This is a genomic window from Methylobacterium guangdongense (genome assembly GCF_038442355.1).
Classification (GTDB): domain Bacteria; phylum Pseudomonadota; class Alphaproteobacteria; order Rhizobiales; family Beijerinckiaceae; genus Methylobacterium; species Methylobacterium guangdongense.
In genome coordinates, this window is the sequence record NZ_JBBXMX010000001.1 from 428,202 (window position 1) to 453,289 (window position 25,088).

General features: G+C 70.8%; 23 protein-coding genes. 15 read left to right on the forward strand and 8 right to left on the reverse strand.

Annotated elements, in window-relative coordinates; genetic code table 11:
• Positions 1 to 161: 161 nt before the first annotated feature.
• The 3 genes from AAHG09_RS02105 to AAHG09_RS02115 all read right to left on the reverse strand — a co-directional run bounded on the left by AAHG09_RS02105 (position 162) and on the right by AAHG09_RS02115 (position 5,036).
• Complete coding sequence (locus AAHG09_RS02105) at positions 162 to 3,320, reverse strand: efflux RND transporter permease subunit (protein ID WP_342105084.1); 3,159 nt, start codon at positions 3,318 to 3,320, stop codon at positions 162 to 164.
• Positions 3,313 to 4,413, reverse strand: a complete 1,101-nt coding sequence (locus tag AAHG09_RS02110) for an efflux RND transporter periplasmic adaptor subunit (RefSeq protein WP_342105086.1) — start codon at positions 4,411 to 4,413, stop codon at positions 3,313 to 3,315. The genes AAHG09_RS02105 and AAHG09_RS02110 overlap by 8 nt, the downstream gene beginning before the upstream one ends.
• A gap of 224 nt (positions 4,414 to 4,637) precedes the next feature.
• Positions 4,638 to 5,036: an exopolysaccharide production protein YjbE gene (locus AAHG09_RS02115; protein ID WP_342105087.1), complete on the reverse strand. Its 399-nt coding sequence runs from the start codon at positions 5,034 to 5,036 to the stop codon at positions 4,638 to 4,640.
• 333 nt (positions 5,037 to 5,369) lie between these two features.
• Between AAHG09_RS02115 and AAHG09_RS02120 the strand changes: the two genes are divergently transcribed.
• The 5 genes from AAHG09_RS02120 to AAHG09_RS02140 all read left to right on the forward strand — a co-directional run bounded on the left by AAHG09_RS02120 (position 5,370) and on the right by AAHG09_RS02140 (position 9,663).
• On the forward strand, positions 5,370 to 6,131 hold the full coding sequence (locus AAHG09_RS02120; RefSeq protein WP_342105089.1) for a LamB/YcsF family protein: 762 nt from the start codon (positions 5,370 to 5,372) through the stop codon (positions 6,129 to 6,131).
• Positions 6,128 to 6,865, forward strand: a complete 738-nt coding sequence (locus AAHG09_RS02125; RefSeq protein WP_342105090.1) for a 5-oxoprolinase subunit B family protein — start codon at positions 6,128 to 6,130, stop codon at positions 6,863 to 6,865. Before AAHG09_RS02120 ends, AAHG09_RS02125 begins: the two co-directional genes overlap by 4 nt.
• Positions 6,862 to 7,878 (forward strand): 5-oxoprolinase subunit C family protein, encoded by a 1,017-nt coding sequence (locus AAHG09_RS02130; RefSeq protein ID WP_342105091.1) that lies wholly within the window; start codon positions 6,862 to 6,864, stop codon positions 7,876 to 7,878. Before AAHG09_RS02125 ends, AAHG09_RS02130 begins: the two co-directional genes overlap by 4 nt.
• A gap of 67 nt (positions 7,879 to 7,945) precedes the next feature.
• Positions 7,946 to 8,734, forward strand: a complete 789-nt coding sequence (locus tag AAHG09_RS02135; protein WP_342105092.1) for an aldolase — start codon at positions 7,946 to 7,948, stop codon at positions 8,732 to 8,734.
• Between the two features lie 254 nt (positions 8,735 to 8,988).
• Positions 8,989 to 9,663, forward strand: a complete 675-nt coding sequence (locus AAHG09_RS02140; protein WP_342105093.1) for a Crp/Fnr family transcriptional regulator — start codon at positions 8,989 to 8,991, stop codon at positions 9,661 to 9,663.
• 85 nt (positions 9,664 to 9,748) lie between these two features.
• On the opposite strand, the gene AAHG09_RS02145 is transcribed toward AAHG09_RS02140, so the two are convergent.
• Positions 9,749 to 11,029, reverse strand: a complete 1,281-nt coding sequence (locus tag AAHG09_RS02145) for a lytic murein transglycosylase (protein WP_342105094.1) — start codon at positions 11,027 to 11,029, stop codon at positions 9,749 to 9,751.
• Positions 11,030 to 11,209: 180 nt separating this feature from the next.
• Between AAHG09_RS02145 and AAHG09_RS02150 the strand changes: the two genes are divergently transcribed.
• The 3 genes from AAHG09_RS02150 (at position 11,210) to AAHG09_RS02160 (ending at position 13,486) form a co-directional block, all read left to right on the forward strand.
• On the forward strand, positions 11,210 to 11,704 hold the full coding sequence (locus AAHG09_RS02150) for an SRPBCC family protein (RefSeq protein ID WP_342105095.1): 495 nt from the start codon (positions 11,210 to 11,212) through the stop codon (positions 11,702 to 11,704).
• Between the two features lie 152 nt (positions 11,705 to 11,856).
• Entirely contained in the window at positions 11,857 to 13,269 is a 1,413-nt protein-coding gene (pyk, locus tag AAHG09_RS02155) for a pyruvate kinase (protein ID WP_342105096.1), read from the forward strand.
• A gap of 88 nt (positions 13,270 to 13,357) precedes the next feature.
• Positions 13,358 to 13,486, forward strand: coding sequence for a TFIIS helical bundle-like domain containing protein (locus AAHG09_RS02160; RefSeq protein WP_091714885.1), 129 nt, complete (start codon positions 13,358 to 13,360; stop codon positions 13,484 to 13,486).
• Positions 13,487 to 13,534: 48 nt separating this feature from the next.
• Here AAHG09_RS02160 and AAHG09_RS02165 read toward each other — a convergent pair whose 3' ends face one another.
• On the reverse strand, positions 13,535 to 14,722 hold the full coding sequence (locus tag AAHG09_RS02165; protein WP_342105097.1) for a patatin-like phospholipase family protein: 1,188 nt from the start codon (positions 14,720 to 14,722) through the stop codon (positions 13,535 to 13,537).
• A 476-nt stretch (positions 14,723 to 15,198) separates the two neighbouring features.
• On the opposite strand from AAHG09_RS02165, the gene AAHG09_RS02170 reads away from it, so the two are divergent.
• On the forward strand, positions 15,199 to 15,726 hold the full coding sequence (locus AAHG09_RS02170; protein ID WP_342105098.1) for a GcrA family cell cycle regulator: 528 nt from the start codon (positions 15,199 to 15,201) through the stop codon (positions 15,724 to 15,726).
• Positions 15,727 to 15,738: 12 nt separating this feature from the next.
• On the opposite strand, the gene AAHG09_RS02175 is transcribed toward AAHG09_RS02170, so the two are convergent.
• Complete coding sequence (locus AAHG09_RS02175; RefSeq protein WP_342105099.1) at positions 15,739 to 16,653, reverse strand: TAXI family TRAP transporter solute-binding subunit; 915 nt, start codon at positions 16,651 to 16,653, stop codon at positions 15,739 to 15,741.
• A gap of 312 nt (positions 16,654 to 16,965) precedes the next feature.
• On the opposite strand from AAHG09_RS02175, the gene cysK reads away from it, so the two are divergent.
• The 5 genes from cysK to AAHG09_RS02200 all read left to right on the forward strand — a co-directional run bounded on the left by cysK (position 16,966) and on the right by AAHG09_RS02200 (position 19,718).
• Positions 16,966 to 17,940, forward strand: a complete 975-nt coding sequence (gene cysK, locus AAHG09_RS02180; RefSeq protein ID WP_342105100.1) for a cysteine synthase A — start codon at positions 16,966 to 16,968, stop codon at positions 17,938 to 17,940.
• 391 nt (positions 17,941 to 18,331) lie between these two features.
• Positions 18,332 to 18,829: a hypothetical protein gene (locus AAHG09_RS02185; protein WP_342105101.1), complete on the forward strand. Its 498-nt coding sequence runs from the start codon at positions 18,332 to 18,334 to the stop codon at positions 18,827 to 18,829.
• Positions 18,830 to 18,922: 93 nt separating this feature from the next.
• Positions 18,923 to 19,249: a hypothetical protein gene (locus AAHG09_RS02190; protein WP_342105102.1), complete on the forward strand. Its 327-nt coding sequence runs from the start codon at positions 18,923 to 18,925 to the stop codon at positions 19,247 to 19,249.
• Entirely contained in the window at positions 19,249 to 19,563 is a 315-nt protein-coding gene (locus tag AAHG09_RS02195) for a hypothetical protein (RefSeq protein WP_342105103.1), read from the forward strand. The genes AAHG09_RS02190 and AAHG09_RS02195 overlap by 1 nt, the downstream gene beginning before the upstream one ends.
• The gene (locus tag AAHG09_RS02200; protein WP_342105104.1) at positions 19,560 to 19,718 is read left to right on the forward strand and encodes a hypothetical protein; all 159 of its coding nucleotides are present in this window, start codon (positions 19,560 to 19,562) and stop codon (positions 19,716 to 19,718) included. The genes AAHG09_RS02195 and AAHG09_RS02200 overlap by 4 nt, the downstream gene beginning before the upstream one ends.
• A 9-nt stretch (positions 19,719 to 19,727) precedes the next feature.
• Here the strand turns inward: AAHG09_RS02200 and AAHG09_RS02205 are convergent, their stop codons facing one another.
• Together AAHG09_RS02205 and typA are read right to left on the reverse strand one after the other, a co-directional pair.
• Positions 19,728 to 19,961 carry an RAG2 PHD domain containing protein gene (locus AAHG09_RS02205; protein WP_342105105.1) on the reverse strand — a complete coding sequence of 78 codons (234 nt, stop codon included), beginning with the start codon at positions 19,959 to 19,961 and terminating at the stop codon, positions 19,728 to 19,730.
• Between the two features lie 188 nt (positions 19,962 to 20,149).
• A complete protein-coding gene (gene typA / locus AAHG09_RS02210; protein WP_342105106.1) occupies positions 20,150 to 21,973 on the reverse strand; it encodes a translational GTPase TypA in 1,824 nt (607 codons plus the stop codon).
• Between the two features lie 426 nt (positions 21,974 to 22,399).
• On the opposite strand from typA, the gene AAHG09_RS02215 reads away from it, so the two are divergent.
• Positions 22,400 to 25,045, forward strand: coding sequence for an ABC transporter transmembrane domain-containing protein (locus AAHG09_RS02215; RefSeq protein ID WP_342105107.1), 2,646 nt, complete (start codon positions 22,400 to 22,402; stop codon positions 25,043 to 25,045).
• The last annotated feature ends 43 nt before the right edge of the window (positions 25,046 to 25,088 follow it).

A 25,088-nucleotide genomic window follows, 5' to 3' on the forward strand; every position in this document is an offset into this window, starting at 1 on the left:
ATCGTCAAACGATCCGGGTTCGTTTTGATTCCGAAGCGTCCAACGCAAATAAAACCTTCGCTAACTGCCGGGATCATCGGCTTGATTACCTAACCAGCCGATGAAGACCGAACCGCCAACCCGCGTTGCACGGCCCCGTCGCAACGATGCGGTCGCGATGCTCAGGAACGCAGCGGCACCACAGCGCGGTCCTCGACCGTCGCCGAACGGAAGCGGGCGAAGCGCTCGGCCAGCACGGGCAGGACCAGAAGGTTCAGGATCGTGGAACTGACGAGGCCGCCGAGAATCACGAGCGCCATCGGCCCTTCGATCTCCCGCCCCGGCTCGCCCGCGCCCAGGGCGAGCGGCAGCAGGCCGAGGCCGGTGACCAGGGAGGTCATCAGGATCGGCACCATCCGGTCGGCGGCGCCCTCGGCGGCGGTGGCGGCGTTCCAGGGGCGGCCGTCCCGGTTCACCATCTGCTCGTAATGGGCGATCATCATCACGCTGTTGCGCAGCGAGATGCCCGCGAGGGTGACGAAGCCGACGATCGAGCCCAGCGACAGAACGCCGCCGGTCAGCGCCGCCGCCGCGACGCCGCCCACGAACGCGAAGGGCAGGTTCACGAGGACGAGGATCAGGTTCGCGGCCGATCCCGTCACGATCGCGAGGAGCACCACGATGCCGAAACCCGCGAGTGCCGCGTGGAACAGCAGATCGCGCCGGGCAGCCGCCTGCGCCTCGGCGGCGCCCGAGAAGGTCACGTAGACGCCCTCCGGCAGACGGACCTCGCGGGCGATCTTGCGCTTGGCCGCCGCCACGAACGCCGCCACATCGCGGCCCGCGACGTTGGCGGTCACCGCCTGCATCCGCTGCGCGCCGAGGTGCTGGACCTGATAGCGCCCGGCACTCTCGTAGACGTCGGCGACCTGCGACAGGCGCACGTAGCGCCCGCCGGGCGCCCGCAGGGGCAGATCGCCGACCGCGCTGAGGCGACCGCGCACCTGGGCGTCGAGGATCACCAGCACGTTGACGACCGCATTGCCCCGGTAGCTCTGGCCGACCACGTCGCCCTGATAGGCGGTGCGCACCGCCTCCAGCACCTCCACCGGATCGAGCCCCCAATGGCGCAGATCCACCGGTCGCAGCGCCACGGTGACCTGCGGCAGGCCGGCCGGCGCGGCCTGCTGCACGTCCTGGGCGCCCTTCACCTCGGCGAGTTCGCGGGCGACCGAGCGCGCCGCGGCCTCGATCCGGTCGAGATCGCTGCCGACCACGTTGACCACCACCGGCGCGGTGTAGCCCGACACCGTTTCCTCGATGCGCTCGGTCAGGAAGGACTTGAGTGAGAACGCGGCGCCGGGGAAGCCCGCGATCAGCGTCCGGATCGCCGCCTCGACCTGGCGCTGGGCGGCCCCGTCGAGGCCGGGCTCCAGGTCGATATGGATCTCGCTGTAATGCGGCCCCGCCGTATCCTCGCCGGCCTCCGCGCGCCCGATCTGGGCGGCGACCGCCCGCACCCCCGGGATCGCCTTCAGGTCGGCGGTGACGAGGCCGCTGAGGCGCTGGGATTCCTGCAACGCGGTGCCGGGCACCGCCACCATGTGGAGGATCATGTGGCCCTCCCGGAGGTCGGGCAGGAACACCGCGCCGAGGGTCGGCAGGATGGCGGCGCCGCCGAGCGTGATCAGGACGCTCGCCAGCATCACGAGCCGCGGCACCCGGGCGATCCGCGTCAGCAACCCGAGATAGCCCGCCCGGCTCCAGCGCACGACCGGGGGCTCGCGCGCCGCCTCGCCGGCGCCTGAACGTCCGCCGAGCAGCAGCAAGGCGAGGGCCGGCGTTACCGTGAGCGCCACGAGGAGCGAGGCGACCACCGCCGCGATATAGGCGAGCGCCAGCGGGCCGAAGAGGCGTCCGGCCACTCCGGTGAGCGCCAGGACCGGCAGGAACATCAGGAGCACGGCGAGCGTCGCGTAGGCGACGGAACTGCGCACCTCCAGCATGGCCCCGAGCACCACCCGGGCGCCGCCACGCCCCTCGGCCCGCGCCGCCCGCAGCCGGCGGGACGCGTTCTCGACGCCGATCACCGCATCGTCCACCACCTCGCCGATGGCGAGCGCCAGCCCGCCGAGCGTCAGGGTGTTGAGGCTCTCGCCCCAGGCCTGGAGGGCGAGCGCGGCCGCGATCAGCGACAGGGGAATCGCCGTCGCGCTGATCAGGGCCGCCCGCCAGTCCGCCAGGAAGACCAGCAGCACGATCACCACCAGCACGCCGCCGAGGGCGAGCGCCTGGAGGACGTTGCCGGTGGCGACATCCACGAAATTCGCCGGCCGGAACAGGTCGGCCCGCACGGCGACGCCCTCGCGCTGCAGGACCGGGCGCAACTCGTCGAGGGCCGTCTCCAGGCGTGCCGTCACCACCCGCGTATCGACGCCGACCTGGGCGCCGACCATCAGCAGCACGCCGGGCGTGCCGTCCACCAGGGCGGCACTGATCCCGGGCTCCGGGGCGGCCGTCACCGTGGCGACGTCCGAGAGTAGCACGCTCGGGCCGCCATCGTTGTGCAGCACCGTCTGCCCGAGCGCCTCGGGGGTGAGCGACTGCCCCTCCGTCCGCAGCAGGACGCGCTGGTTCGGCGTGTCGACGAAGCCCGCCCCGCGCACGCCGGTCGCCTTCCGGGCCGCCGCCAGCACGTCGTTGAGGCCGATCTGGTAGCGGATCAGGTCGTCCGGGCGGATCTGGACCTGCAGCGCGCGCACCGCCCCGCCGTAGAGCGACACCTGCGCGATGCCCGGCACCGACTGGAGGCGGCGGCGCACGGTCCATTCGGCGATGTGGCGCAGGTCCATCGCGTCGCGCGTCGCCGACGTGAGCCCGACGAGCAGCACCGTGAGCGTCGAGGACGTGAGCGGCGTCATCGCGGGGGCCGAGACCCCGTCGGGCAGGCGCCCCGCCAGGGCGGCCAGCCGTTCGTTGACCCGCTGGCGCACCCGGTCGACGTCGCTGCCGGCCTTGAACACCGCGGTGATCACCGACAGGCCCTGGATCGAGGTCGAGCGCAGCGTCTCCAGGCCGGGCAGACCGCCGACCGCGACCTCGACCGGCTGCGTGACCAGCATCTCGACCTGCTCCGAATCGAGCCCCGGCGCCTCGGCCTGGATCGTCACGGTGGGCGGCGCGAATTCGGGAAACACGTCGTAGCGCGCGCCCGCGAGGGCGTAGAGGCCGAAGACCAGCAGCGCGCAGGCCAGAGCCAGGACGACCCGGGGCTGCCGCACGGCGAAGCCGACGAGGGCGGCCTGCGGCCCGCGCGCCGCCTCCCCGGAAGGCTCAGTCATCGTCGTCGCCCACCACGCGGATGCGGCTCTTCATCTCCTCGGACAGGAGCGCCTGCCCGCCCCGCAGCACGATCTCGGTGCCGTCCGGCAGATCCTCCACCACGAAAGAATCCGCCGACATCGGCGCGTCCGGCCGGATCGGATGGCGCACGAAGGCGCCGTCGCCGGTGCCACGATAGACCCAGGTTCCCCCCTCCCCGTGGACGACGGCATCCTCGGGCACGAGCACGCCGCGGACCGACCGCTCGGCCGGCAGGAAGGCCATGGTGCTGGTGCCCGGCAGGAGGCCGCTGTCGCCCGCGACGAGATAGTAGAAGCTCTGCCCCTGGATGCGGGGATCGGTCCGGGTCGCGGGCGAGACCAGCCGCAGGGCGACCCGTTCGCTCTGCGGCGGCACCTCGGCGAAGGCGGCCTGCGGCGGCGTCGCGAGGCTTTCACCCGGCGGCAGGGTCACTTGGATCAGGAAATCCGAACGCTCGATCAGACGGGTCACCAGGGGCGCGCGGTCGATGATCGCCTTGCCGAGAACCGATCCCCATTCCTGCCGCGCGGTGGCGCTGAGCGTCCGCACCTGCGACTCCGCCGCCGTCTGGGCGGCACGATCGGTGAGCAACGTGCCCTCTGCGGTCTCGATCTGGGCGACCGCCACCACCCCGGCGCCGAGGTTGCGGGCGCGGCGGGCGGCGCTGGCCGAGACCTCGACGCGCGCCTGTGCCATCTGCAACGCCGCGACGGCCCCCGCGTAGCTGTTGGCCAGTTCCGTGATGCGCGCGATGTCGAGGACGGTGCCGTAGGCTGTCAGTTCCTGCCGGTGCAGGACGGCCGGCCGGGTCTCGGTGACAAGGCCGATCCGCTTCCGCTCCGGGTCGGTCAACCGGATGAAAGTGCGTCCGTCCTCGACGGCGGTGCGCGGGGGTGGCAGGCGCACTTCGGCGACGGGCGCTCGGCGCAGATCGGGCAGCAACGCATCGATCCGCGCGCGCAGATCCTGCAGATAGGGTGCGGCCCGGGCTGGCAGGACCGCATCCGCCGCGCCGATGGCAACGGCGATCGCCACGATCACCACGCCGCCGACGATCAGGGGCCCTCGCACACCCACGTTCTGCCCCCCTGCCCGATTGCCGAATTATCCCGGTTCAGATGCCAAATACACCCGGAACGGCTCGGCTCAAACCCGGCAGTGATCGAAGGCGGGGGACGGGCGCACAGGGTTCGGGTGATGAACTTATCTGGGATGCCGGCACGGTCGCCCCACGAAAAAGCCCGCCTCGGCACTGCGAGGCGGGCTCTCATCAGAGCAGGTCTTGGTGGGGTGACTTAGCAGCCGTCAGACTTCACCGGGGCGGTATCCCGGTCGGCCACCGCCTTGTTCATGGCGCCCACCGTGCCGGGGGAAGCCGGCTGCGAGCCACCGGCGAGGTTTGCTGCGCCCGGATCGGTGCTGTTGGACTTCGCGCCCGGCGTGGTCTTCGCCTCGCGGTCCGCGGTCTGCGTGGCGCCCGCGTTGTTCATGGCGCCGACCGTGCCGGGCGAAGCAGGCTGATTGCCGCCGGCGAGATTCTTGCTGGACTTGTCGACGTCCGAGCTCTGCGGGTTGGATGCGTGCTGATCCGGCGTCTTGGGCATCGTCGTCCCGGTCGCGCACGGGGCAGCAAGGGCGGGGCTGGCCGCGAGGGCCAGGAGCGCGACGGCGCTGGCCAGGCGTGTGACCTTCATGAACGTTCCTCCGAAGATTTTACTCACCGCCAATTGCCAAATCCACCTAAAAGTTCCGCCACGATTGCCCAGAACTTCACATCGGCGCGAACAAGGCTCAGACTTGCCGCGGGTTGACCGGCCGCATCTCTCGACCGTCGCGCAGCTCTTGCCGGGCTCTTGGGAGCGGGCTGAGCGCGCCATCCCGTCACCGGGCCGCCATCGGGTCGCAGCCTTTGCGGATGCGGCCCGGCATCGCCCTTGCACTCCGTGTCGGCCTGCTCAAAAGTCCCGGGTGCCATCTCACTGCAGACGCGAGTCGGTGCATTCCCGGCATCGCGAAGGGGCCATCCTTTGACGCGCGTGGATCTGAACTCCGACCTCGGCGAGGGCTTCGGCGCCTATACCTGCGGCGACGACGCGGCGATCCTCGACATCGTCACCTCGGCCAACGTCGCCTGCGGCCTGCACGCGGGCGATCCCGAGATCATGGCCCGCACCTTCGCGCTGGCGAAGGCGCGCGGCGTGGCGGTGGGCGCCCATCCGGGCTTCCCGGACCTCTGGGGCTTCGGCCGGCGGCGGATCCCGTTCACCCCGGGGGAGATCGAGCGGCTGGTCGCCTATCAGGTCGGGGCCGCCCAGGCGCTCGCCGCCTATGCGGGCCACCGCCTCACCTACGTGAAGACCCACGGCGCGCTGGGCAATCTCGCGGCGGAGGACCAATCCGTCGCCAATGCGGTCGCCCGGGCCGTCAAGGCGGTCGATCCCGGGCTGGCGCTGCTCGCCATCGCGCTGAGCGCCCAGGTGCGTGCGGGGGAGGCGGCGGGGCTCGAGGTCCACCAGGAGATCTTCGCCGACCGCGGCTACACCGAGGCGGGGCAGCTGATCCCCAGGAGCGAGCCGGGCGCCTTCGTCACCGATCCGACAGGAGCGGCGGATAGAATCCTGCGCATGGTCCAGAACGGCATCATCCTGACGGCATCGGGCCGGGAATTGCCGACCCCGATCCGCTCGATCTGCGTGCACGGCGACACCGCCCATGCGGTCGCGACCGCTCGGGCGGTCCGGGATCGGCTGGAGGGCGCCGGGGTGACGCTGGCACCGTTCCGACCGTGAGCGCAGCTCTGGACGAGCCCCGGCTCCGCGACGCCGGCGAGGCCGCCCTGGTGGTCGAGTTCGGCGGCACGGTCGATCCGGCGATCAGCGACCGGGTCCTGGCGCTGGACGAGGCCCTCGGCGCCGATCCACCCGAGGGCCTGCGCGAGCGCGTGCCGACCTATCGCTCCCTGATGCTGCATTACGATCCCCTGGTGCTCGACCGCGCGGCGCTCGTCGAACGGGTCCGGACCCTCGCGGCCGGGACGCTGGACCGCGCGGCCGCCACGACCCTGTGGACGCTGCCCTGCTGCTATGCCGCCCCGCACGGGGAGGATGTCGCCCAGGTGGCCGAGCGCACCGGCCTCTCGCCCGACGCGGTGGTGGCGACCCATGCGGGGGCGACCTACCGGGTCTACATGTACGGGTTCGCGCCGGGCTTCGCCTATCTCGGTGGGTTGCCGGAGGTCCTGGCCGTGCCCCGCCGGGCGAGCCCGCGCCCGCCCCATCCGGCGAACGCGGTGGTGATCGGCGGCGGACTCGCGGCGGTCGCCACCGTCCCGATGCCGACCGGCTGGTACGTGATCGGCGCAACCCCGGCCCGGCTCTACGCACCGGAGCGCGATCCGACCTTCTTCGTCGGTGCGGGCGACCTGATCCGCTTCGAGCCGGTGGATGCCGCGACCTTCGACGCCCTGTCGGCGCGGGAGGCCAGCGGCGAACCGGTGGCCCGCCGCTGGGAATCCCGGACATGACGGCGCTTCACGTCGAGGCCGCAGGCCCCGGGATCACCCTTCAGGATGGCGGCCGGCACGGTTACCTGCGCTACGGCATCACCGCGGCCGGTCCGATGGATCCGCTGATGCATGCCACCGCCAACCGGGCGGCCGGCAACGCCCTCGACGCCACCGCCATCGAGATCTCGACCGGCGGCGTGACGCTGACCGCGGAGGGCGGCGCGGTCGGCATCGCGCTGGTCGCGCCGGGCTTCCGGGTCGCCCTCGACGGTGCGACGCTGCCCGATACCGTCGCGCTGGCCCTGGAGCCCGGTCGGACCCTCGTCGTGCGGGCGGGCGATGCCGGCGCCTGGGGTTATTGCGCGGTGAGCGGCCGCATCGCGGTGGCGCCGGTCCTCGGATCGACGGCGACCCACACCCGCTCGGGACTCGGCGGCCTCGACGGACGCGGTCTCGCGGCGGGCGACCGCCTGCCGATCGCCGAAGCCCGGCTCGGCGACGTCGCCCCGCACCGCCTCGTCGCGCCGTGGCTCGACCGGGACCCGCGCGTGATCCGCGTGGTGCTCGGGCCGCAGGACGATTACTTCGCCCCCGACCAGATCGCGGCCTTCCTGGCCGGCCCCTGGACGGTCTCGCCCCGGGGCGACCGCATGGCCTGCTTCCTCGACGGGACGCCCCTCCGCCACGCCAAGGGCCACGATATCGTCTCCGACGGCGTCGCCATGGGGGCGATCCAGGTGCCCGGCAACGGGCTGCCGATCGTGCTGATGGCCGACCGGCAATCGACCGGCGGCTATCCGAAGATCGCCACCGTGATCGGCCCCGATCTCGGCCGCCTGGCCCAGGTGCGCGGCGGGGCGCGGATCGCCTTCCGGGGGGTCTCGGTGGACGAGGCCGTGGCGGCACGCCGGGCCGAGCGCGATGTCCTGCGCGATCCAGCGGCGCGGGAGCCGGTGGTGCGGACGGATTTTGCCTCCGATTTCCTGCTCGGCCTCAACCTCGTCGGCGGCGTCGCCGACGGTCGCGCCTGAGGCTGCGACACGCTATGGGCGGGCGGCCGGTGCCTCGACCGGGACGACAATCAGAAAGGCCCCACGCATGGCTCACGCGGTCAACGCCCCGGAGACGCCGCCCGTCCGCAGCAACGAGCCGCTGAACGCCGACAGCGTCCGCAAAGCCCGGATCGACCTCGCCGCCTGCCTGCGCTGGGCCGCGCGCAACGGCCTCGAAGAGGGCATCTGCAACCATTTCTCGGCGGTCCTGCCGGATCGGCCCGACCTGTTCCTGGTCAATCCCTACGGTCTCGCCTTCGCGGAGGTCACGGCGTCGAGCCTGCTGCTCTGCGACTTCCACGGCAACGTCGTGGAGGGCGACGGCCGGCCTGAGGCGACGGCGTTCCACATCCATGCCGAGCTGCACCGGCTCAAGCCCCGCGCCCGGGCGGCCTTCCACACCCACATGCCCTACGCCACCGCGCTGGCCATGCTGGAGGGCCAGCCCCTGCTCTGGGCCGGCCAGACGGCCCTGCGCTTCTACGGCCGCATCGCGGTCGACGAGGATTACAACGGGCTGGCGCTGGACTCCCAGGAGGGCCAGCGGATCGCCAGCAGCGCCAGCGAAGCCGACGTGGTGTTCCTGAAGAACCACGGCGTGATGGTGCTCGGCGAGACCATCGCGGAGGCCTGGGACGACCTCTACTATCTGGAGCGCGCCGCGCAGGCGCAGGTGCTCGCCCTCAGCACCGGGCGGACCCTGAAGGTCGTGCCCGAGGCGATCGTGAAGCACGTCGCCGCCCAGGAGGCGGCCGGCCGCGCCGAGAGCGCCCGGCTGCATCTCGAGAGCGTCAAGCGGGTGCTCGCCCGGGACGAGCCGGCCTTCCTGGCCTGACCGGAGCGGAGACGGGTCCGGCGCGCCCTCCCGCGCCGGAGCGATGCTCGCTTCGGCGGAGAGCCCGGGGCTGCCCATCACGCCCGGCTGGCGTCGCGCGCGGCGAGTGCCCTCATCGTGTTCGTCGTGTCGCGATGCTATGGCGGATCCTCGCGCCCGGTCGGTGACCCAGGTCTCCCGATCCGGCGAAACGAAAAAAGACGCCACGAGCCGGACGATCAGCCCGTCATCGTGCCCGGAGGACGCCATCAGCCATGACGGATGCCCACAAGGTCGAGCACTGGATCGACCGGTTTCCGCTTCTCCGCGCGCTCAGCCCCGCCCATCTGCAGATCGCCCGGGGAACCGTGCACTTCCCGGTTCTGGATGCGGGGGCCGTCGCCTACGAGCTGGACGGCGCGTGCGCCAACTACCTGATGTGCCTCGAGGGGCGCACGCGCGTCTTCCGCATGTCGGAGGGTGGGCGCGAGGTCCTGATCTACAAGGTCGGTCCGGGCGGCACCTGTGCCTTGACCACGCAGTGCCTGCTCTCGGGCGGCACCTTCCCGGCCCAGAGCGTGGCCGAAGCTCGAACCGAGCTCGCGGCGCTGCCGGTGAGCACCTTTCAGCACCTGATGGGCGAGAGCGCCGCCTTCCGCAGCTTCGTCATGGACGATTACACCCGGCTGATGTCCGGCCTGTTCACGCTGATCGACGAGGTCGCGTTCGCGCCCTTGAAGCAGCGTCTCGCGCAACGCCTTCTCGCCGAGGCCGATCCGAGGGGCGTCGTCGCGGTGACGCATCAGAAGCTCGCGGACGACGTGGGCAGCGTGCGCGAGGTGGTGAGCCGCGTTCTGGCCCAGTGGGCCGAGGCGGGCCTGATCGAGCTCCGGCGCGGGGCGATCGAGGTCGTCGATCGCAGCAGCTTGGCCGCGGCGGGCCGGCGGTAGCGCGCGCGGACCGGCATCTGCCTCGAAGCCTGCTGCCAGCCGAAATCCCGCACCGGCTTCGGCTTGAACCCAGCGCATCACACGGTCACTTCGGCTGGGTCTCCGTCGATGGCCCACCCCGAATCCGCTCCAGCAGCGCAGGATCGGCATAGCCGTCGGCCGGCAACCCGATCGAGCCCTGGAAGGCGCGCAAAGCCGCCCGGGTCTTCGGGCCGATCTTGCCGTCGACGCCGCCGGTGGCGAAACCACGCTCGGTCAGACGGGTCTGCAGGTCGCGCCGCTCGTCCCCGGTGAGCACCCGGTCGCCCCGGGGCCAGTCGCAGACGAGGCCCGGATCGCCGCGCAGGCGGTCCGACAGCAGCGCCACGGTCAGCGCGTAGGCGAGCGCCGTGTTGTAGCGCAGGATCACCGCGAAGTTCGGCCGCAGCAGGAAGGCCGGCCCGCGGATCCCGGCGGGCAGGATCAGGGTGGCCTCCGCGGCCTCGTCCGGGAACGCCGCCGGACGGGCGGGCCGCACGCCGAGGGCCCGCCATGCCGTGAGGGTGCGGGGCGTCGTCTCGTCGGCCAGAGCGGCGTCGAAACCGTCGGGCAGCAGCGCCTCGCTGCCCCAGCCCTCGCCGGGTTTCCAGCCATGGGCGCGGAGATAATTGGCCGTCGAGGCGAGGGCGTCCGGCACCGAGGTCCAGATATCGCGCTTGCTGTCGCCGTCGAAATCGACCGCGTCGCGCTGGTAGACGCTCGGCATGAACTGGGTGTGGCCCATCGCCCCCGCCCAGGATCCGGTGAGGCCGCCCGGCATCCGCTCGAGCGGCGCCTGGTTCCAGGCGAGGATCTGAAGGGCCGCCGACAGCTCGTTGCGCCAGTACGGCGCGCGGGCGGGATCACCGCAGGCGAGCGTCGCGAGCGAGCGGACCACCGGCTTCACGACGGCGGGATTGTCGAGCACCGCGCCGAAGCTCGATTCGACGCCCCAGAACGCCGCCAGGATGTGGCGATCGACTCCGTACCGGGCCTCGATGGCCGCGAAGGTCTCAGCCTGGTCCGCGAGTTTGGCCCGGCCCGCTTCGATGCGGGCCGGCGTGATGCTGGCCTCGATGTAGTCCCACAGCGGCCGGACGAACTCGCCCTGGCTCGTGGTGGCGGCCAGCACCTCGGGATCGGACGTCAGGCTGCCGAGTTGAGCTTCGGCCAGGCCCTGCGGCACGGCCTGAGAGGCGGCCCAGGCGATCAGGTCTGTCCGGCAGGTCTCGAAGGGCAGCGGCACGGGTGGCGACGCCTCGGACGCCGCGCTGGCGACGGTCGGCGCCAGGGCGCAGGCGAGTACGGCGATGCGGAGTTCCGGACAGGATCGTATCGGGCTGCTCATCGGCGTTGGGGGCTCGCGATCGGTGGGGGTGTCAGCATACCCGCCCATCGGGGGCGGCTTCCAGGGGTGGAACAGGTGGCCTTGCGGCGGCGACGGCGCGCCGATGGGCTTGCGGACACCCCGCGGGACGGACGGCGAACCGGGCCTCGCCCTGCCTCAGTGGCCAAAGGAGATCGACGGATGAAGCAGCTTGCCCTCGCGACGATCGGTGCAGCTCTGCTCGCCGCTGCTCCGGCCGATGCCCTGGAGGTCACCCGAAGCCGTGACATCCCCGCTCCCGCACCGGCGGTCTGGGCCCTGGTCGGCGATTTCTGCGCCATCCAATTCTGGCACCCGCAGGTGGAACGCTGCATCCTGTCGGCCGATGACGACGATGACGGCATCCGCGCGCAGATCCGTGGCCTGGTCGTGAAGGGCGGCCTCGGGACCATCGTGGAGGTCGAGACCGCCCGCGACGAGACGGGCCTGAATTACAGCTACAGCTTCATCCAGGGTCCCCTGCCGGTGCGGGCCTACAACGCCACGCTGGCGGTCCGGCCGAACGGCAGCGGGTCCACCGTGATCTGGAGCGCAAGCTTCGACGCCGAGGGGATGAGCGATGCCGAGGCCGTCGCCGACATCGCCGGCGTGTTCGAGGCGGGGCTTGCCGGGATCGCCCGCGAGGCGTCCAGATGACGGCCGGCCGAATCGAATGGCCGCGCGAACAGGCTCCAGGCCGGCGCGTTGGCCCCTCGTCCCGGCGTTCGTCCGCCCCGACGTGAGCGGCACCGGGGCGACAGATCGCCAGGCCCGATACCAGCAGGCAGCCTCAGGAGGCCGAGACCCGCATGCGCCGTCACCGCCACGCCAAGATCGTCGCCACCGTCGGCCCCGCCAGTTCGGCGCCCGACCAGCTGAAGGCCCTGTTCCTCGCCGGGGTCGATACCTTCCGGCTGAACTTCAGCCACGGGGTGCAGGAGGACCACGCCCGGGTCCACGCCGCGATCCGCGCCCTTGAGAAGGAGGTCGGCCGGCCGATCGGCATCCTGCAGGACCTCCAGGGACCGAAGATCCGGATCGGCACGCTGCAGGGGGGACGCCTCGATCTGACGGCCGGCGAGATGGTGCGCTTCGTCCTTGAGGGCGCGGACGGCGACAAGCAGACGATCCCGCTCCACCACCCGGAGATCTTCGACGCCGTGGTGCCCGGCCAGGAATTGCTGATCGACGACGGGCGGGTGCGGGTCCGGGTCACCGGGCCGGAGCGGACCGCGATCACCACCGAGGTGGTGACCGGGGGGCCGATCTCCAACCGCAAGGGCGTCAACCTGCCGGGCACGCTGCTTGACCTGTCGCCGCTCACCGAGAAGGACCGGGCCGACCTCGCCTTCGGGCTCGATCTCGGCGTCGACTGGGTGGCCCTGTCCTTCGTGCAGAAGCCCTCCGACGTCATCGAGGCGCGCGGGATCATCGGCGACCGGGCCGGCATCATGTCGAAGATCGAGAAGCCGCAGGCGCTGGAGCGGATCGACGACATCATCCGGCTCTCCGACGCCGTGATGGTGGCGCGTGGCGACCTCGGCGTCGAGATCCCGCACGAGGACGTGCCGGCCCGCCAGAAGGAGCTGATCCGCGCCTGCCGGCTCGCCGTGAAGCCCGTGGTGGTGGCGACCCAGATGCTCGACTCGATGGTCAACGCCCCGGCACCGACCCGGGCCGAGGCCTCGGACGTCGCCACCGCGATCTACGACGGCGCCGATGCCGTGATGCTGTCGGCGGAATCGGCCACCGGACGCTACCCGGTGGAGGCGGTCACGATGATGGACCGGATCATCCGCAGCGTGGAGGGGCACAAGCTCTACCACTCCATCGTGGCGGCCCTGGAGCCCGGCGAGGAGGAGACGCCGCCCCATGCGGTCGCCACCGCCACGGCCGAGCTCGCCGAAGCGATTCACGCCGCCGCGATCGTGGCCTACACGTCGAGCGGCACGACGGCGGCCCGGGTCGCCCGGAAGCGCCCCGCCGCCGCAATCCTGGCGCTCACCCCGAACCTCGCGACCTCGCGCCGCTTGAGCCTGCTCTGGGGCGCGCACAGCGTTCACACGGACGACGTGGATTCCTACGAAGAAATGACCGTCAAGGCCTGCCAGCACGCCCAGGAGGAGGGCTTCGCCAAGCCGAACGACATCATCGTGGTGGCGGCCGGCATCCCGTTCCACACGGCGGGCAACACCAACAACATCCGGCTGATGCAGGTCTGAACCGGGCCGGGCGGGTGGAACGCGCCGCGCGGCTCGCCCGTTGAATCGAAAGCTGCGCCGTTTTGGCGCAAGATCGGAGGGCTATCCCATGAACCTGATCGGACGCCTCGTCACCAAGCTCCTCGGCAACGAGAACCGCCCCGTGGATCGCGACGACCGGAACGCCAGCACGGCGACGCCGATCGGCCGCCTCGTCACCAAGATCCTGGGCAAGTGAACCAGGCCACCGCGCGCCACCCGGCGCGCGGCTCAGGATCGAGCGGGTTCAGTTCGCGAGGGCGCTCGCCGTCTCCTTGACCGTGGGTGCGGCCGGCACCGTGTGCTGCCAGAAGGTTCCTGTCCGCCCCTTCGCGAACCCTTCGTCGTACAGCGCGCGCATGTAGGCGGTGTCGAACCCCTTCGAGGCCGGCACCTTTGGGCCGCCCTCGTCAATATAGGTCAGGTTGAAGCCGATCCCGTTGCCCCGCGCCAGCGCGTAGGTCGCGGTCAGCGTGGCCCGCGAACGGGCGCGGCTCGCCGTCGTGAACGAGCGCTCCACGATCGAGAGCGTGTTGTCCTTCGTGACCTCGAAATCCGGCTCCAGGCGGCCGTTGATCACCACGTAGATCTCGGCCTTTCCACCGGTGCGGATCCGCCCGTCGCGCAGCAGCAGGGTCTGCGGCAGGGTGAAGACCGGCGTCACCACCGAGCCGTCGACATGCATCTCCTGGAAGCGCGCGTCGCCGGCCGAGACGTCGATGAATTGCGGCGGGAACACCGCCGGGATGCTGGCCGAAGCGGCGAGCACGTCACGGAATAGCTCCCGGGCATTCGGCGCACCGCTCGCCGCGATGGCGCCCATGTTCCAGATCACCGCCCGCTGGGAGTCGAGGTTGGTGGTCACCACCATCAGGCGCCGGCCCTTGGCGTGCTCTTCCGCCACCGCGCGGATCAGGTCCGCCGTCACGTAGCGGTCGATGAGGTTGCGCAGGCGGCCGTCGCCGAACAGCCCGGAGCCGAACAGCACATTGGCGAGGTTGGGCGAGGCCACCAGCTCGCTCGCGACACCGCTGGTGTAGAACTCGGTGAGATAGGCGTCGTAGCCCGAACCCAGGAACGCGAAGGGCGCGATCAGCGCGCCGGTCGAGACGCCGGAGACCAGGGTGAATTCCGGCCGCTGGCCCGATTGGGTCCAGCCGTTGAGGACGCCTGCGCCGTAAGCGCCGTCGCCGCCGCCGCCCGAGAGCGCCAGATAGGAGAAGCCCTTGGTCCGGCGATGCGGATTGGCGGCGAGTTCCGCAATGGTCTCCACGGAGGCGTCCGCGTAGACGCGCGCCCCGGGGATACCGGGAACGCTCGCGAGGGAGGCCTGCTCGGCCGTGTACGGCGTGCGCGGAAGGCTGCCGCAGGCCGCGACCTGACCCGCCAGCCCGAGCGCGGCCAGCGCCCGCAAGCCTGTCCGACGGAAACCCATCTCGTCACCTTGATCCGTGAAGCTTGGCCACATTGCCACAGGAAACGAGCCTGGCCGTGACGCGCGTTCCGTCTTTGCCGCCCGGCAAGCGCGATATCCGCCTGCTGTGGCGCCCGGGTCACGATCCGACGGGATCACGGCACGAGCGAGGCCGCCCGCGATGCCCCGATGCCGTGGCCGGCCCGGTCTCCGACGGCGCCAAACCCGATCCCGGTGAGCCACCGTGGGGGTGCAAGCGGGCATTGCCGGTGGACAGGGGTCGAGGGCGGCGGCCGCGCACCCTTGCAACGTTCGGGAGCGCCGCGCTAGGGTTCCCTGCGGCCTGACGGGACAGGGTGTCGCACCATGGTGCGGCCCGCCCGGCGTGGCTGCGCGGTTCGCTCGGCAACGTATTCCGCCGATGGACGGGTCCTCGGGATCCGGGAGGCGCGCGCCGGGGTTCGGCGCAGCGCGGGCCGCAGGGGGCGGAGGGGACTATGGAAACGGCTGTCGGCTGGACGGATGATCGCGTGGCGCTCCTGCGCCGGTTGTGGGAAGACGGGCAGAGCGCGAGCAAGATCGCGGCGCAGCTCGGCGGCGTCACCCGCAATGCCGTGATCGGCAAGGTCCATCGCCTTGGGCTGGCGGGCCGTGCCCGGGGCGGGGAAGAAGCGCCCGCCGCGGCGCCGACCGCCAAGGTCATCGAGATCGAGACCGCCATCGCGGTGGTGGAGACCCAGGCCCCGGAGCCGGTCGCGATCGTGCCCCATCGTCCGGCGGCGGAATTTCCGGTCGCCGCCCCGGCCCCGGCTCCGATGCCCCTGCCGGTCTCCCAGCGCGTCACCATCATGGACCTCCGGGAATCCATGTGCCGCTGGCCGCTCGGCGATCCGACCACGCCGGAATTCCGGTTCTGCGGCGCCCGCTCGATCACGGGTCTGCCCTACTGCACCCACCACGCCGAGATCGCCTATCAGCCGGCGACCGAGCGGAAGCGGGATCGCCGGGTCGCCGGGTTCCGCTGATCGCGCGGCCCTTCACGGCTGCAGGAGGCCGGCCGCGCGGAGATAGCGCGCGGTGGCCGCATTGATGCGCTCCGGCGGCACGAGGCCGATCAGGTTCTTCGGGTTCGTCGGGGCGGCCCTGTCATGGCCGAGCGCGCGGGCGATCCGGTCGGCCGCGTCCCCATCGAAGCCCGGGCGCGCCAGGACGAAACTCCACGAGCCCACCGTCTCGATCGGATCTGCCTGACCGGGGAAGCTGCCGGCCGGAACCGTCAGGCGCTTCATCGCGGCGCCGGGCTGCGCCAGACGGGCGATACCGGCCTCCGAGGGACCGAAGAACCGCGCGCCGCCCGGTGCCCGGGCCATGGCGAAAAAGCCCGGCCAATCGAGACCGCCGCCCCAGAGCGCATCGGCCTGACCGTCGCGCACCAGGGTCGGCCCGTCGCCCGCGCGATCGAGCAGGATCGGGCGGATGTCGTGGTGTGGGTCGAGCCCCGAGGCGGCGAGCGCGCTGCGGGCCATGACGGTGAGCCCCGATTGGTGCGTTCCCAGCACGACCGGGCGGCCGCGCAGATCCGCCACGGAGCGGATGGGGCTGGCCGCCGGCACGACGAACAGGCCGGGCGTCGGATACATCGGGGCCAGCACGGTGACGCCGTCGGCGACCGCGAAGGCCGGGTAGGCGTATTCCCCCTGCACGAGGCCCAGATCGACGCTGCCGGCCTGCAGCAGACCGAGATTGTCGACCGATCCGCCGCTGGGACGGGACTCGATGATCAGCGTCGGATCGGCGTGCCGGATCGTATCCGCGAAAGCGGAACCGAAGGCCGGGAAGCCGCCGCCGGGCGTCGCCGTTGCCAGAACCACGCGGGCGGGCTCGTCGGAGCGGGCAGATCCGGACGCGAGGAGTCCCAGCACGCCCAGGAGTGCCGTCCGGCGGCTCGCCATCCCTGGTCCCAAGAGCTGTCCGCGGGTCGACATCGGCGCACGCCTCGCACGGGCGCCGGACCGGCGCCGATCAGGAGAAAAAGTTTCTCTCGACTCCGCGATAGTCAGCAATGCTGTTCCACGGCTCGGCCGGGAACAGTGCGAGAGCGGAAAGAACTTTCGATATGGGCACTTAGCCTGATTGCTCCCCGGACGGCAACGCGATATCGCAGCCTCCCGTCCGGGCTGAACCAAGCCTCCCGTCCCGGGGGTGTTGGTCTCGTCCTTCCGGACCCACATCTCATCGACCCCAACACGAGCAGGAGCTCCGCGATGGCCGATACCCTTAACGCGCCGGCGAAGGTCGGCCATGGCCGTGTCTACGGCTCGATCACCGAGACGATCGGCAACACCCCCCTGGTCCGCCTGAACCGCCTGCCGAAGGAGCACGGCGTCGACGCCGAGATCCTGCTGAAGCTGGAGTTCTTCAACCCGATCGCCAGCGTCAAGGACCGCATCGGCGTCAACATGATCGACGCGCTGGAGGCCTCCGGCAAGCTTCAGCCGGGCGGCACGCTGGTGGAGCCGACCTCCGGCAACACCGGCATCGCGCTGGCCTTCACGGCCGCGGCCCGGGGCTACCGCCTGATCCTGGTCATGCCGGAGACGATGTCGCTGGAGCGGCGCAAGATGCTGGCCTTCCTGGGCGCCGAGCTGGCGCTCACCCCGGGCGCCCAGGGCATGAAGGGCGCGATCGCCAAGGCCGAGGAGCTGCTGAAGGAGATCCCCGGGTCGGTGATGCCGCAGCAATTCTCGAACCCGGCCAACCCCGAGATCCACCGCAAGACCACGGCCGAGGAGATCTGGAGCGACACCGGCGGCCAGCTCGATGCGTTCGTGGCCGGCGTCGGCACCGGCGGCACCGTGACGGGCGTCGGCGAGGTGCTGAAGCCGCGCCTGCCGAACCTCAAGGTCTTCGCCGTCGAGCCGGAGGATTCCCCGGTCATCTCGGGCGGCCAGCCCGGCCCGCACAAGATCCAGGGCATCGGCGCGGGCTTCATCCCCGACAACCTGCACACCGACATCCTCGACGGCGTGCTGAAGGTGTCCAACCAGACCGCCTTCGAGACCGCCCGGGCGCTGGCCAAGCTGGAGGGCATCCCGGGCGGCATCTCGACGGGCGGCAACGTCGCGGCCGCGCTCGAACTGGCCAAGCGGCCGGAATTCCAGGGCAAGCGCATCGTCACGATCGCCTGCTCGTTCGCCGAGCGCTACATCTCGTCGGCGCTGTTCGACGGGATCGGCTGACCGGGAGACCTTGCTCCGCGCAAGGACCTGCTCGTGCCCCGCGCCCCTTCGGATGGCGCGGGGCTACGTGATTGAGGGTGCCTTGGTGGGACCCGGCGCCATCGGAATGCGACCCGCGACTGGACGCATTGACACCGCGGAGCGTCCCGATGAATCGCCGCAAGTACAGCGCCCTGTGCTGCCGCCGACTTACAAAATTAAATTCCTAGATGCAACAAACAATACGCATTCCCATAGTTTTCAGATTAGAAACTTGATCTATCTTACCCCACAATAACAAACTTGCCATTGTTTTCGTGCGATATAGTTGGTCGGTGAATTTCCAGGGCCGGTCTGGATCTAGCTCACTCTTTCCGTTACCGCCGATCCTGTGATCGATCGGTGATTCCTGATGCGCTGTCTCCTCGTGATCCTGTCGAGCCTCTGGTCTCAGGCGGCGCTGGCGCAGGGCTTTGCTGTCCACGACCTGACGCCGCTCGCAGATGAAGCCCGCAACGCGCTCGGCAAGGACGCCACCGTGCAGGCGCAGCCCCTCCAGCTCATGCTGACCTGCCCGCCCTGCGATGGTGCTCCCACGGTCGCGCTGCAGCTCGGACGTCTCACGGATGGAACCGAGGGCCGTATCCGGTCCGGCAAGACCACCATGGGGGCGCTGGAAACGATGTGCCTGCAGAAGAACCCGGATTGCCGGCTGACCACCCTGCCGGCCGGTCGAGCGGTGGCGTGGATCACGTCCTACGCCTTCGGGTCGGGGGCCGGTGCGACCGCCGTCGTCCTGCGGGACGGCGATCTCCTGACGATCGACGCCCGGTCGATCGACCGCGGGGCGGCGGAGGACGCAGTCCTGGGCCTCGCCCGGAAGCTCCTGCCGCGGATCGTCGGCCGCTGACGCCGCGGACGACCCACCCGCGCTCGATCGCCCCGCCGGCGCAACCCTCCTTCGCCGCCTCCGTTGTCCCGCGAAGACACGGAGAGGTGAGCCATGATCGGGCAGACAGAACGACCGTCGCTGAAGGATTTCGACGCCAACGCGGATCGCAACGGCCAAGATCTCGGCCAGGACTCGCCGCTGGATGTCGGCTCGCCTGCCCGCACGCAGGCGGATCTGAAGCGCGACCCGGCGGGCGACGCCGAGACCGCGCGGATCGCCTCGGGTACCCCCGGCTCCGACGCCACGGACGCCACCGAAGCCGAGACGCCGCGGGAGAACCTCGACAAGCTGAAGGGCAAGTCCGGCGGCGGCTCGGCGCTGAACGAGGCGATCGACCGCGCTACGGCGGCCGTCGGCCAGGACGACGGGAAGCGCTGATGGGCCGACCGACCAGCGAGTCCGGCACCGTCACCCGCAAGCCCGACGACACCGTCGGGTCCCGCGGCGAGCCGCCCGCCGGGGGCGGCCACCAGACGGCCGATCAGGCCGCCATCACCGACATGGGCGGGGGCGGCAAGCCCCAGCCGGAGCCCCGGGAGGGGTGGGGCGGCACCGGCGAGCCGGGGCGGTCGCCGCCGGCCATCGGCGGCTCATCCGGCGGCCATTCCGATCAGAAGGCCTCCCGCGGCCCCGCCGCCGGCAAGACTGTCGCGGACGGGCACGCCCGAGCCGAACAGGAGAATCGGGAATGAGCGAACACGACGAGCCGGGCGCGAAGCCCGAGACGCCGAAGAACGTCGCGCCCGACGCCGTGAAGGACCCGAACGAGAAGACCGAGGGTCATCCGGGGGCCGGGCCGGCCAGCGGCGGCAAGCAGAACGACGAGACCGACCCCGGCAGCAGTTGACGTAGCCCGTCAGCCGAGCCGGAACGGGATCGGGCCGGCGGCGAGCTTCACGTCGTCGGGCCGGCACCCGGTCTCGACGCAGGCGTAGCGGATCGCATCCTGGCGCGAGCGGAAGATGCCCCCGGCCCGTCCGCCGGTCTCGACGGCCACCCAATGGCCTTCGCCGTCCTGGCCGACGAGGTAGGAGAGCGGGGTCCCAGCGGCCGACAGGGGCGACGGGGATGCATTCAACGCGACGGGCATGGTCGTCTTAGGGGTTCACGCGGACCTCTCGGGTGCCGCCATGCCAAGCTAGGAGGCCCGGCATAAGGGTTCGATGGCCCCGAGAGCGATCCGGAATAAGGGCTGCATCAGCAACCGGACCTGAGCGCCCGGTTGCCGGACATTCACGTCCGGTGCCGGACATTCAAGTCCGGTGCCGGACGTTCAGCTCAGGCCGCGTTCTCCTTGGAACGCTCGGCGCGCTTGCGGTCGTTCGGGTCGAGAACCGCCTTGCGGAGACGGATCGACTTCGGCGTCACCTCGACCAGCTCGTCGTCCTGAATCCAGGCGAGCGAGCGCTCCAGGGTCATCCGGATCGGCGGGGTGAGGCGCACGGCCTCGTCCTTCGAGGTGGTGCGGATGTTGGTGAGCTTCTTGCCCTTGAGCACGTTCACCTCGAGATCGTTCTCGCGATTGTGCTCGCCGACGATCATGCCCTGGTACACCTTCCAGCCCGGCTCGATCATCATCGGGCCGCGATCCTCCAGGTTCCACATGGCGTAGGCCACGGCCTCGCCCTGGTCGTTGGAGATCAGCACGCCGTTGCGCCGGCCCGGCATCTCGCCCTTGTGGGGCTCGTAGGCCTTGAACAGCCGGTTCATGATCGCGGTGCCGCGGGTATCGGTGAGAAGCTCGCCCTGGTAGCCGATCAGGCCGCGGGTCGGGGCGTGGAACACGAGACGCAGGCGATTGCCGCCCGACGGCCGCATCTCCAGCATCTCGGCTCGCCGCTCGGACATCTTCTGCACGACGACGCCGGAATGCTCCTCGTCGACGTCGATCACGACCTCCTCGACCGGCTCCAGCAGACCGCCGTTCTCGTCGCGCTCGTAGACGACGCGCGGCCGCGACACGGCGATCTCGAAGCCCTCGCGGCGCATGGTCTCGATCAGGATCGACAGCTGCAATTCGCCGCGGCCGGAGACGTAGAAACTGTCCTTGTCGGCGGCCTCCTCGATCTTGAGCGTGACGTTGCCCTCGGCCTCCTTGAACAGGCGGTCGCGGATCATGCGACTCGTGACCTTGTCGCCCTCGGTGCCGGCGAGCGGGCTGTCGTTCACGATGAACGACATGGTCACGGTCGGCGGATCGATCGGCTGGGCCTGGATCGGAGTCTCGACCTGCGGGTCGCAGAACGTGTCGGCGACGGTGCCCTTGATCAGGCCTGCGATCGAGACGATGTCGCCCGCCTCGCCCACGTCGATCGGCGCGCGCTCCAGGCCCCGGAAGGCGAGGATCTTCGACACGCGGCCGGTCTCGACGACCTTGCCGGTGCGGTCGAGCACCTTGATCGACTGGTTGGGCTTCACCGAGCCCGACGCGATGCGGCCGGTGATGATGCGGCCCAGGAACGGGTTGGCCTCCAGCAGAGTGCCGAGCATCCGGAACGGGCCTTCCTCGGTCCGGGCCGGGGGAACGTGCTTGAGCACGAGTTCGAACAGCGGCTCCAGGCCCACCGACGGATCGGCTTCGGGGCTGTCGGCCATCCAGCCGTTGCGGCCCGACCCGTAGAGGATCGGGAAGTCGAGCTGCTCGTCGGTGGCGTCGAGGGCGGCGAACAGGTCGAACACCTCGTTCACGACCTCGTTGATGCGGGCATCCGGCCGATCGACCTTGTTGATCGCCACGATCGGCCGCAGGCCGATCTTGAGCGCCTTGCCGACCACGAACTTGGTCTGCGGCATCGGCCCCTCGGCCGCGTCGACCAGCACGATCACGCCGTCGACCATCGACAGGATGCGCTCGACCTCGCCGCCGAAATCGGCGTGGCCGGGGGTGTCGACGATGTTGACGCGGGTATCCTTCCAGAGGACCGAGGTCGCCTTGGCCAGGATCGTGATGCCACGTTCCTTCTCGAGGTCGTTCGAGTCCATCGCCCGCTCCTCGACCCGCTGGTTCTCGCGGAAGGTGCCGGACTGGGCCAGCAGCTTGTCGACGAGCGTCGTCTTGCCGTGGTCGACGTGGGCGATGATGGCGATGTTGCGCAGATTCATGGCGGCCCGAAACGGGTTGTGCCGGCTCCCTGGCGACCGCGCGGCGCGGCCGTCCGCGCCGGTTCAGGTACGGAGTCGTTGTGGTTGCGTCGCAATATAAGGACGCGCGCTCTTGGGCAAGGCCACCGTCGGTCGGGCTGGCGCCGGAAGACCGGATAATCGGGCTCTGAAGCCGCTTGGCGCTGCCAGGTTCCAAGCGTGGCAAGGGGCGCAGATCAGCCCTGCGACGGGTCACAGGTGCTCGCCTGCACCCTATATGACAAGCCGATGACGCCGTGAGGCGATCCATGGGTCCGCGCAGGGCGGTCGCTCGGGTGCAGTGGATGAAGCCAGACCCTTGGATTACCGTGCCGAGTCTGAGTCCAGCGATGGGCACGGCGAATCGGCATGACGACCGCGGCGACAGCTCCCCCTCGGAACGAACCGATGCGTGCGCTTGAGCCGCGGCTGTTCCCGTACATCTGGCGGTATTCGAAGGCGGATCAGTTCCGGATCTGCGCCGTCGTCCTGGCTTCCCTGCCGTTCTACTTCGCCTCGCTCGACCTGCCGAAGCGCATCGTCAACGACGCGATCACCGGCAAGGCCTTCGCGCACGGCGAAGCGACCGCGCCGTTTCTCAACATCACGGTGTCATGGCCGCAGCTTCTCGGCGGCGGCACCACCCGATTGTTCGAGGGCTTCCAGCTCGATCGGTTCGAGCTCCTGCTCGGCCTGTCGACGCTGTTCCTGAGCCTCGTGCTGATCAACGGCGCGTTCAAGTTCTGGATCAACCTGCAGAAGGGCATCCTCGGCGAGCGGATGCTCCGGCGGCTGCGGTTCCAGCTCTTCGCCCTGATGCTGCGCTTCTCATCCGAGACGCAGCGGGAGGTGAAATCCTCCGAGACCGCCACGATCATCCGCGACGAGGTCGAGCCGATCGGCTCCTTCATCGGCGACGCGATCGTGGTGCCGGTCTTCCTCGGCACGCAGGCGGCCACGGCCCTCGCCTTCATCCTGATGCAGAACCTGTGGCTCGGCCTCGCGGCCGGCGGCATGGTGGGCGTTCAGATGACCGTGATCCCGCGGCTCCGGCGCGAGATCATCCGCCTGAGCCGCCGCCGCCAGATCGCCTCGCGGGCCCTCGCGGGCCGCGTCGCCGAGGTGCTCGACGGGCTGCCGGCGGTGCTGATCAACGACACCGGCCGCTGGGAGCGCGCCGAGATCGGCGGACGGCTCTACGCGCTTTACGACCTGCGATTGCGGATCTACCGGCGCAAGTTCGCGGTCAAATACCTGAACAACCTGCTCGCTCAGGTCACGCCGTTCCTGTTCTACGCGATCGGCGGCTACTTCGCCCTGAAGGGCGAGCTCGATATCGGTCAGCTCGTGGCCGTGCTCGCCGCCTATCGCGACCTGCCCCCGCCCCTCAAAGAGTTGATCGACTGGGACCAGCAGCGCCTCGACGTGGAGGTGAAGTACGAGACCGTGGCGGCGCATTTCGGACCGCAGCGCCTGCGTCCGGCCGAGCCCGAGCTGGGCGAGACGCCGCCGCCGCTCGGCAGCCCGCTCCGGATCGAGGGCCTGACCGTGCGCGACCCGCAGGGCGGCGGGCCGATCGAGGTCGCCGACGCCGAAGTCCAGCTGCCGGCGCGCCTCGCCCTCCTCCCGCCCGGCCCGGTCGCCCAGGAATTCGCCCGCGTCCTCGCCGGCCTCCAGACGGCGCAGGGCGGGACGATCCGGATCGGCGAGCACGACCTGTCGACCCTGCCGCGGCCGGTTCACGCCTACCGGATCGCCTTCGCGGGGGTGGAGCCGGTGCTGTTCCCGGGCACGCTGCGCGACAACATCCTCTACGGCCTGCGCATCCGGCCGCTGCGGACAGGCAGCCTCGATCTCAGCAAGATGCGGATCAACGAGGCGGTGAAGACCGGCAACCCGTGCGACAGCGTCGATGACCCGTGGATCGACTACCGGCGCCTCGGGATCCGCGACGCCAAGGGTCTCGACGACTACCTCCTCAACCTCCTGAGCCGCCTCGACCTCGGCGACGACCTCTACCGGTTCGGCCTAGGCGCCCTCAGCTCGGTCACCCACGAGACGCCGGCGGGCCAGCGCATGATCGCGGCGCGGGAGCACCTCCGCCAGCATTTCGTGCAGACGGGTCTCGCCGACCTCGTGATCCCCTTCGCCCGCGGCCGCTACAACGATCAGGCGACCGTGGGGGAGAACCTGCTGTTCGGCGTCCCGCGCGACCCGTCGCTGACGGATCCGCAGCGTCTCGCCGCGGCCCCCCTGTTCCGCGGGGCGCTGGAGGAGGCGCATCTCCTCGACGACCTCGACCGCATGGGCGTGGCCATCGCCAGCAACCTAAAGGACATTTTCGCCGACGTGCCGCCCGGCCATCCGCTGTTCCGGCGGTTCTCGCTGATCACGCCGGACGCCCTGCCGGACTACCTGCGCCGGCTCGCCCGCCTGCCCGCCGACGGGCGGCTCAGCGAGGCGGACAGCGTCGCCTTCCTGGCCCTCACCCTGGCCTATGTCGAGCCGCGGATGCGCTTCGGCCTGCTCGACGAGGCGATGACCCAGCGTCTCGTCGGGGCGCGCACCATCGTCCAGCGCCACATGCACGGCGACCACGACTGCGACGTCGAATCCTACGATCCCAACCGGATCAACCCGCGCAGCACCGTGCTCGACAACCTGCTGTTCGGCCGCATCGACACGGCGCGGATGCACGGCGAGGCGATCATCCAGCGGGAGGCGCGGGCGGTGTTCCGGGAGTTCGACCTGGAGCGGGGAATCCAGCTCCGCGGGCTGGAGAAGCAGGTGGGCAACCGCGGCCAATTGCTCGCCGAGCGGGTCCGGGTGCGGATCGCCCTCGCCCGGGCCATCCTGCGCCAGCCGGAGGTTCTGGTGGTGGACCGGGTCGACGAGTTCCTGGAGCGCGGCGTCGACACGCTGCTGGATGTCGCCGAGGCGACCCTGCCCCGGGCGAGCCTCGTGGCGAGCCTGTCGGCGGAGGCGGATGCCGCCCGGTTCCCGGGGCGCCTGACGCTGCGCAAGCCGGAGGCGCGCCTGCGCGCCGCCGAATGAGGGCGGGGTGACCGGCCCGCAGGCTCCCGGTTTACAGCCCGGC

Coding starts and splice junctions, on each gene's coding strand:
- AAHG09_RS02150 (WP_342105095.1), top strand. CDS start 11,210: ATGAAGCAGCTTGCCCTCGCGACGATCGGTGCAGCTCTGCTCGCCGCT.
- cysK (WP_342105100.1), top strand. CDS start 16,966: ATGGCCGATACCCTTAACGCGCCGGCGAAGGTCGGCCATGGCCGTGTC.
- AAHG09_RS02175 (WP_342105099.1), bottom strand. CDS start 16,653: ATGGCGAGCCGCCGGACGGCACTCCTGGGCGTGCTGGGACTCCTCGCG.
- AAHG09_RS02200 (WP_342105104.1), top strand. CDS start 19,560: ATGAGCGAACACGACGAGCCGGGCGCGAAGCCCGAGACGCCGAAGAAC.
- AAHG09_RS02165 (WP_342105097.1), bottom strand. CDS start 14,722: ATGGGTTTCCGTCGGACAGGCTTGCGGGCGCTGGCCGCGCTCGGGCTG.
- AAHG09_RS02185 (WP_342105101.1), top strand. CDS start 18,332: ATGCGCTGTCTCCTCGTGATCCTGTCGAGCCTCTGGTCTCAGGCGGCG.
- AAHG09_RS02115 (WP_342105087.1), bottom strand. CDS start 5,036: ATGAAGGTCACACGCCTGGCCAGCGCCGTCGCGCTCCTGGCCCTCGCG.
- typA (WP_342105106.1), bottom strand. CDS start 21,973: ATGAATCTGCGCAACATCGCCATCATCGCCCACGTCGACCACGGCAAG.
- AAHG09_RS02140 (WP_342105093.1), top strand. CDS start 8,989: ATGACGGATGCCCACAAGGTCGAGCACTGGATCGACCGGTTTCCGCTT.
- AAHG09_RS02135 (WP_342105092.1), top strand. CDS start 7,946: ATGGCTCACGCGGTCAACGCCCCGGAGACGCCGCCCGTCCGCAGCAAC.
- AAHG09_RS02160 (WP_091714885.1), top strand. CDS start 13,358: ATGAACCTGATCGGACGCCTCGTCACCAAGCTCCTCGGCAACGAGAAC.
- pyk (WP_342105096.1), top strand. CDS start 11,857: ATGCGCCGTCACCGCCACGCCAAGATCGTCGCCACCGTCGGCCCCGCC.
- AAHG09_RS02190 (WP_342105102.1), top strand. CDS start 18,923: ATGATCGGGCAGACAGAACGACCGTCGCTGAAGGATTTCGACGCCAAC.
- AAHG09_RS02105 (WP_342105084.1), bottom strand. CDS start 3,320: ATGACTGAGCCTTCCGGGGAGGCGGCGCGCGGGCCGCAGGCCGCCCTC.
- AAHG09_RS02145 (WP_342105094.1), bottom strand. CDS start 11,029: ATGAGCAGCCCGATACGATCCTGTCCGGAACTCCGCATCGCCGTACTC.
- AAHG09_RS02205 (WP_342105105.1), bottom strand. CDS start 19,961: ATGCCCGTCGCGTTGAATGCATCCCCGTCGCCCCTGTCGGCCGCTGGG.
- AAHG09_RS02195 (WP_342105103.1), top strand. CDS start 19,249: ATGGGCCGACCGACCAGCGAGTCCGGCACCGTCACCCGCAAGCCCGAC.
- AAHG09_RS02215 (WP_342105107.1), top strand. CDS start 22,400: ATGCGTGCGCTTGAGCCGCGGCTGTTCCCGTACATCTGGCGGTATTCG.
- AAHG09_RS02170 (WP_342105098.1), top strand. CDS start 15,199: ATGGAAACGGCTGTCGGCTGGACGGATGATCGCGTGGCGCTCCTGCGC.
- AAHG09_RS02130 (WP_342105091.1), top strand. CDS start 6,862: ATGACGGCGCTTCACGTCGAGGCCGCAGGCCCCGGGATCACCCTTCAG.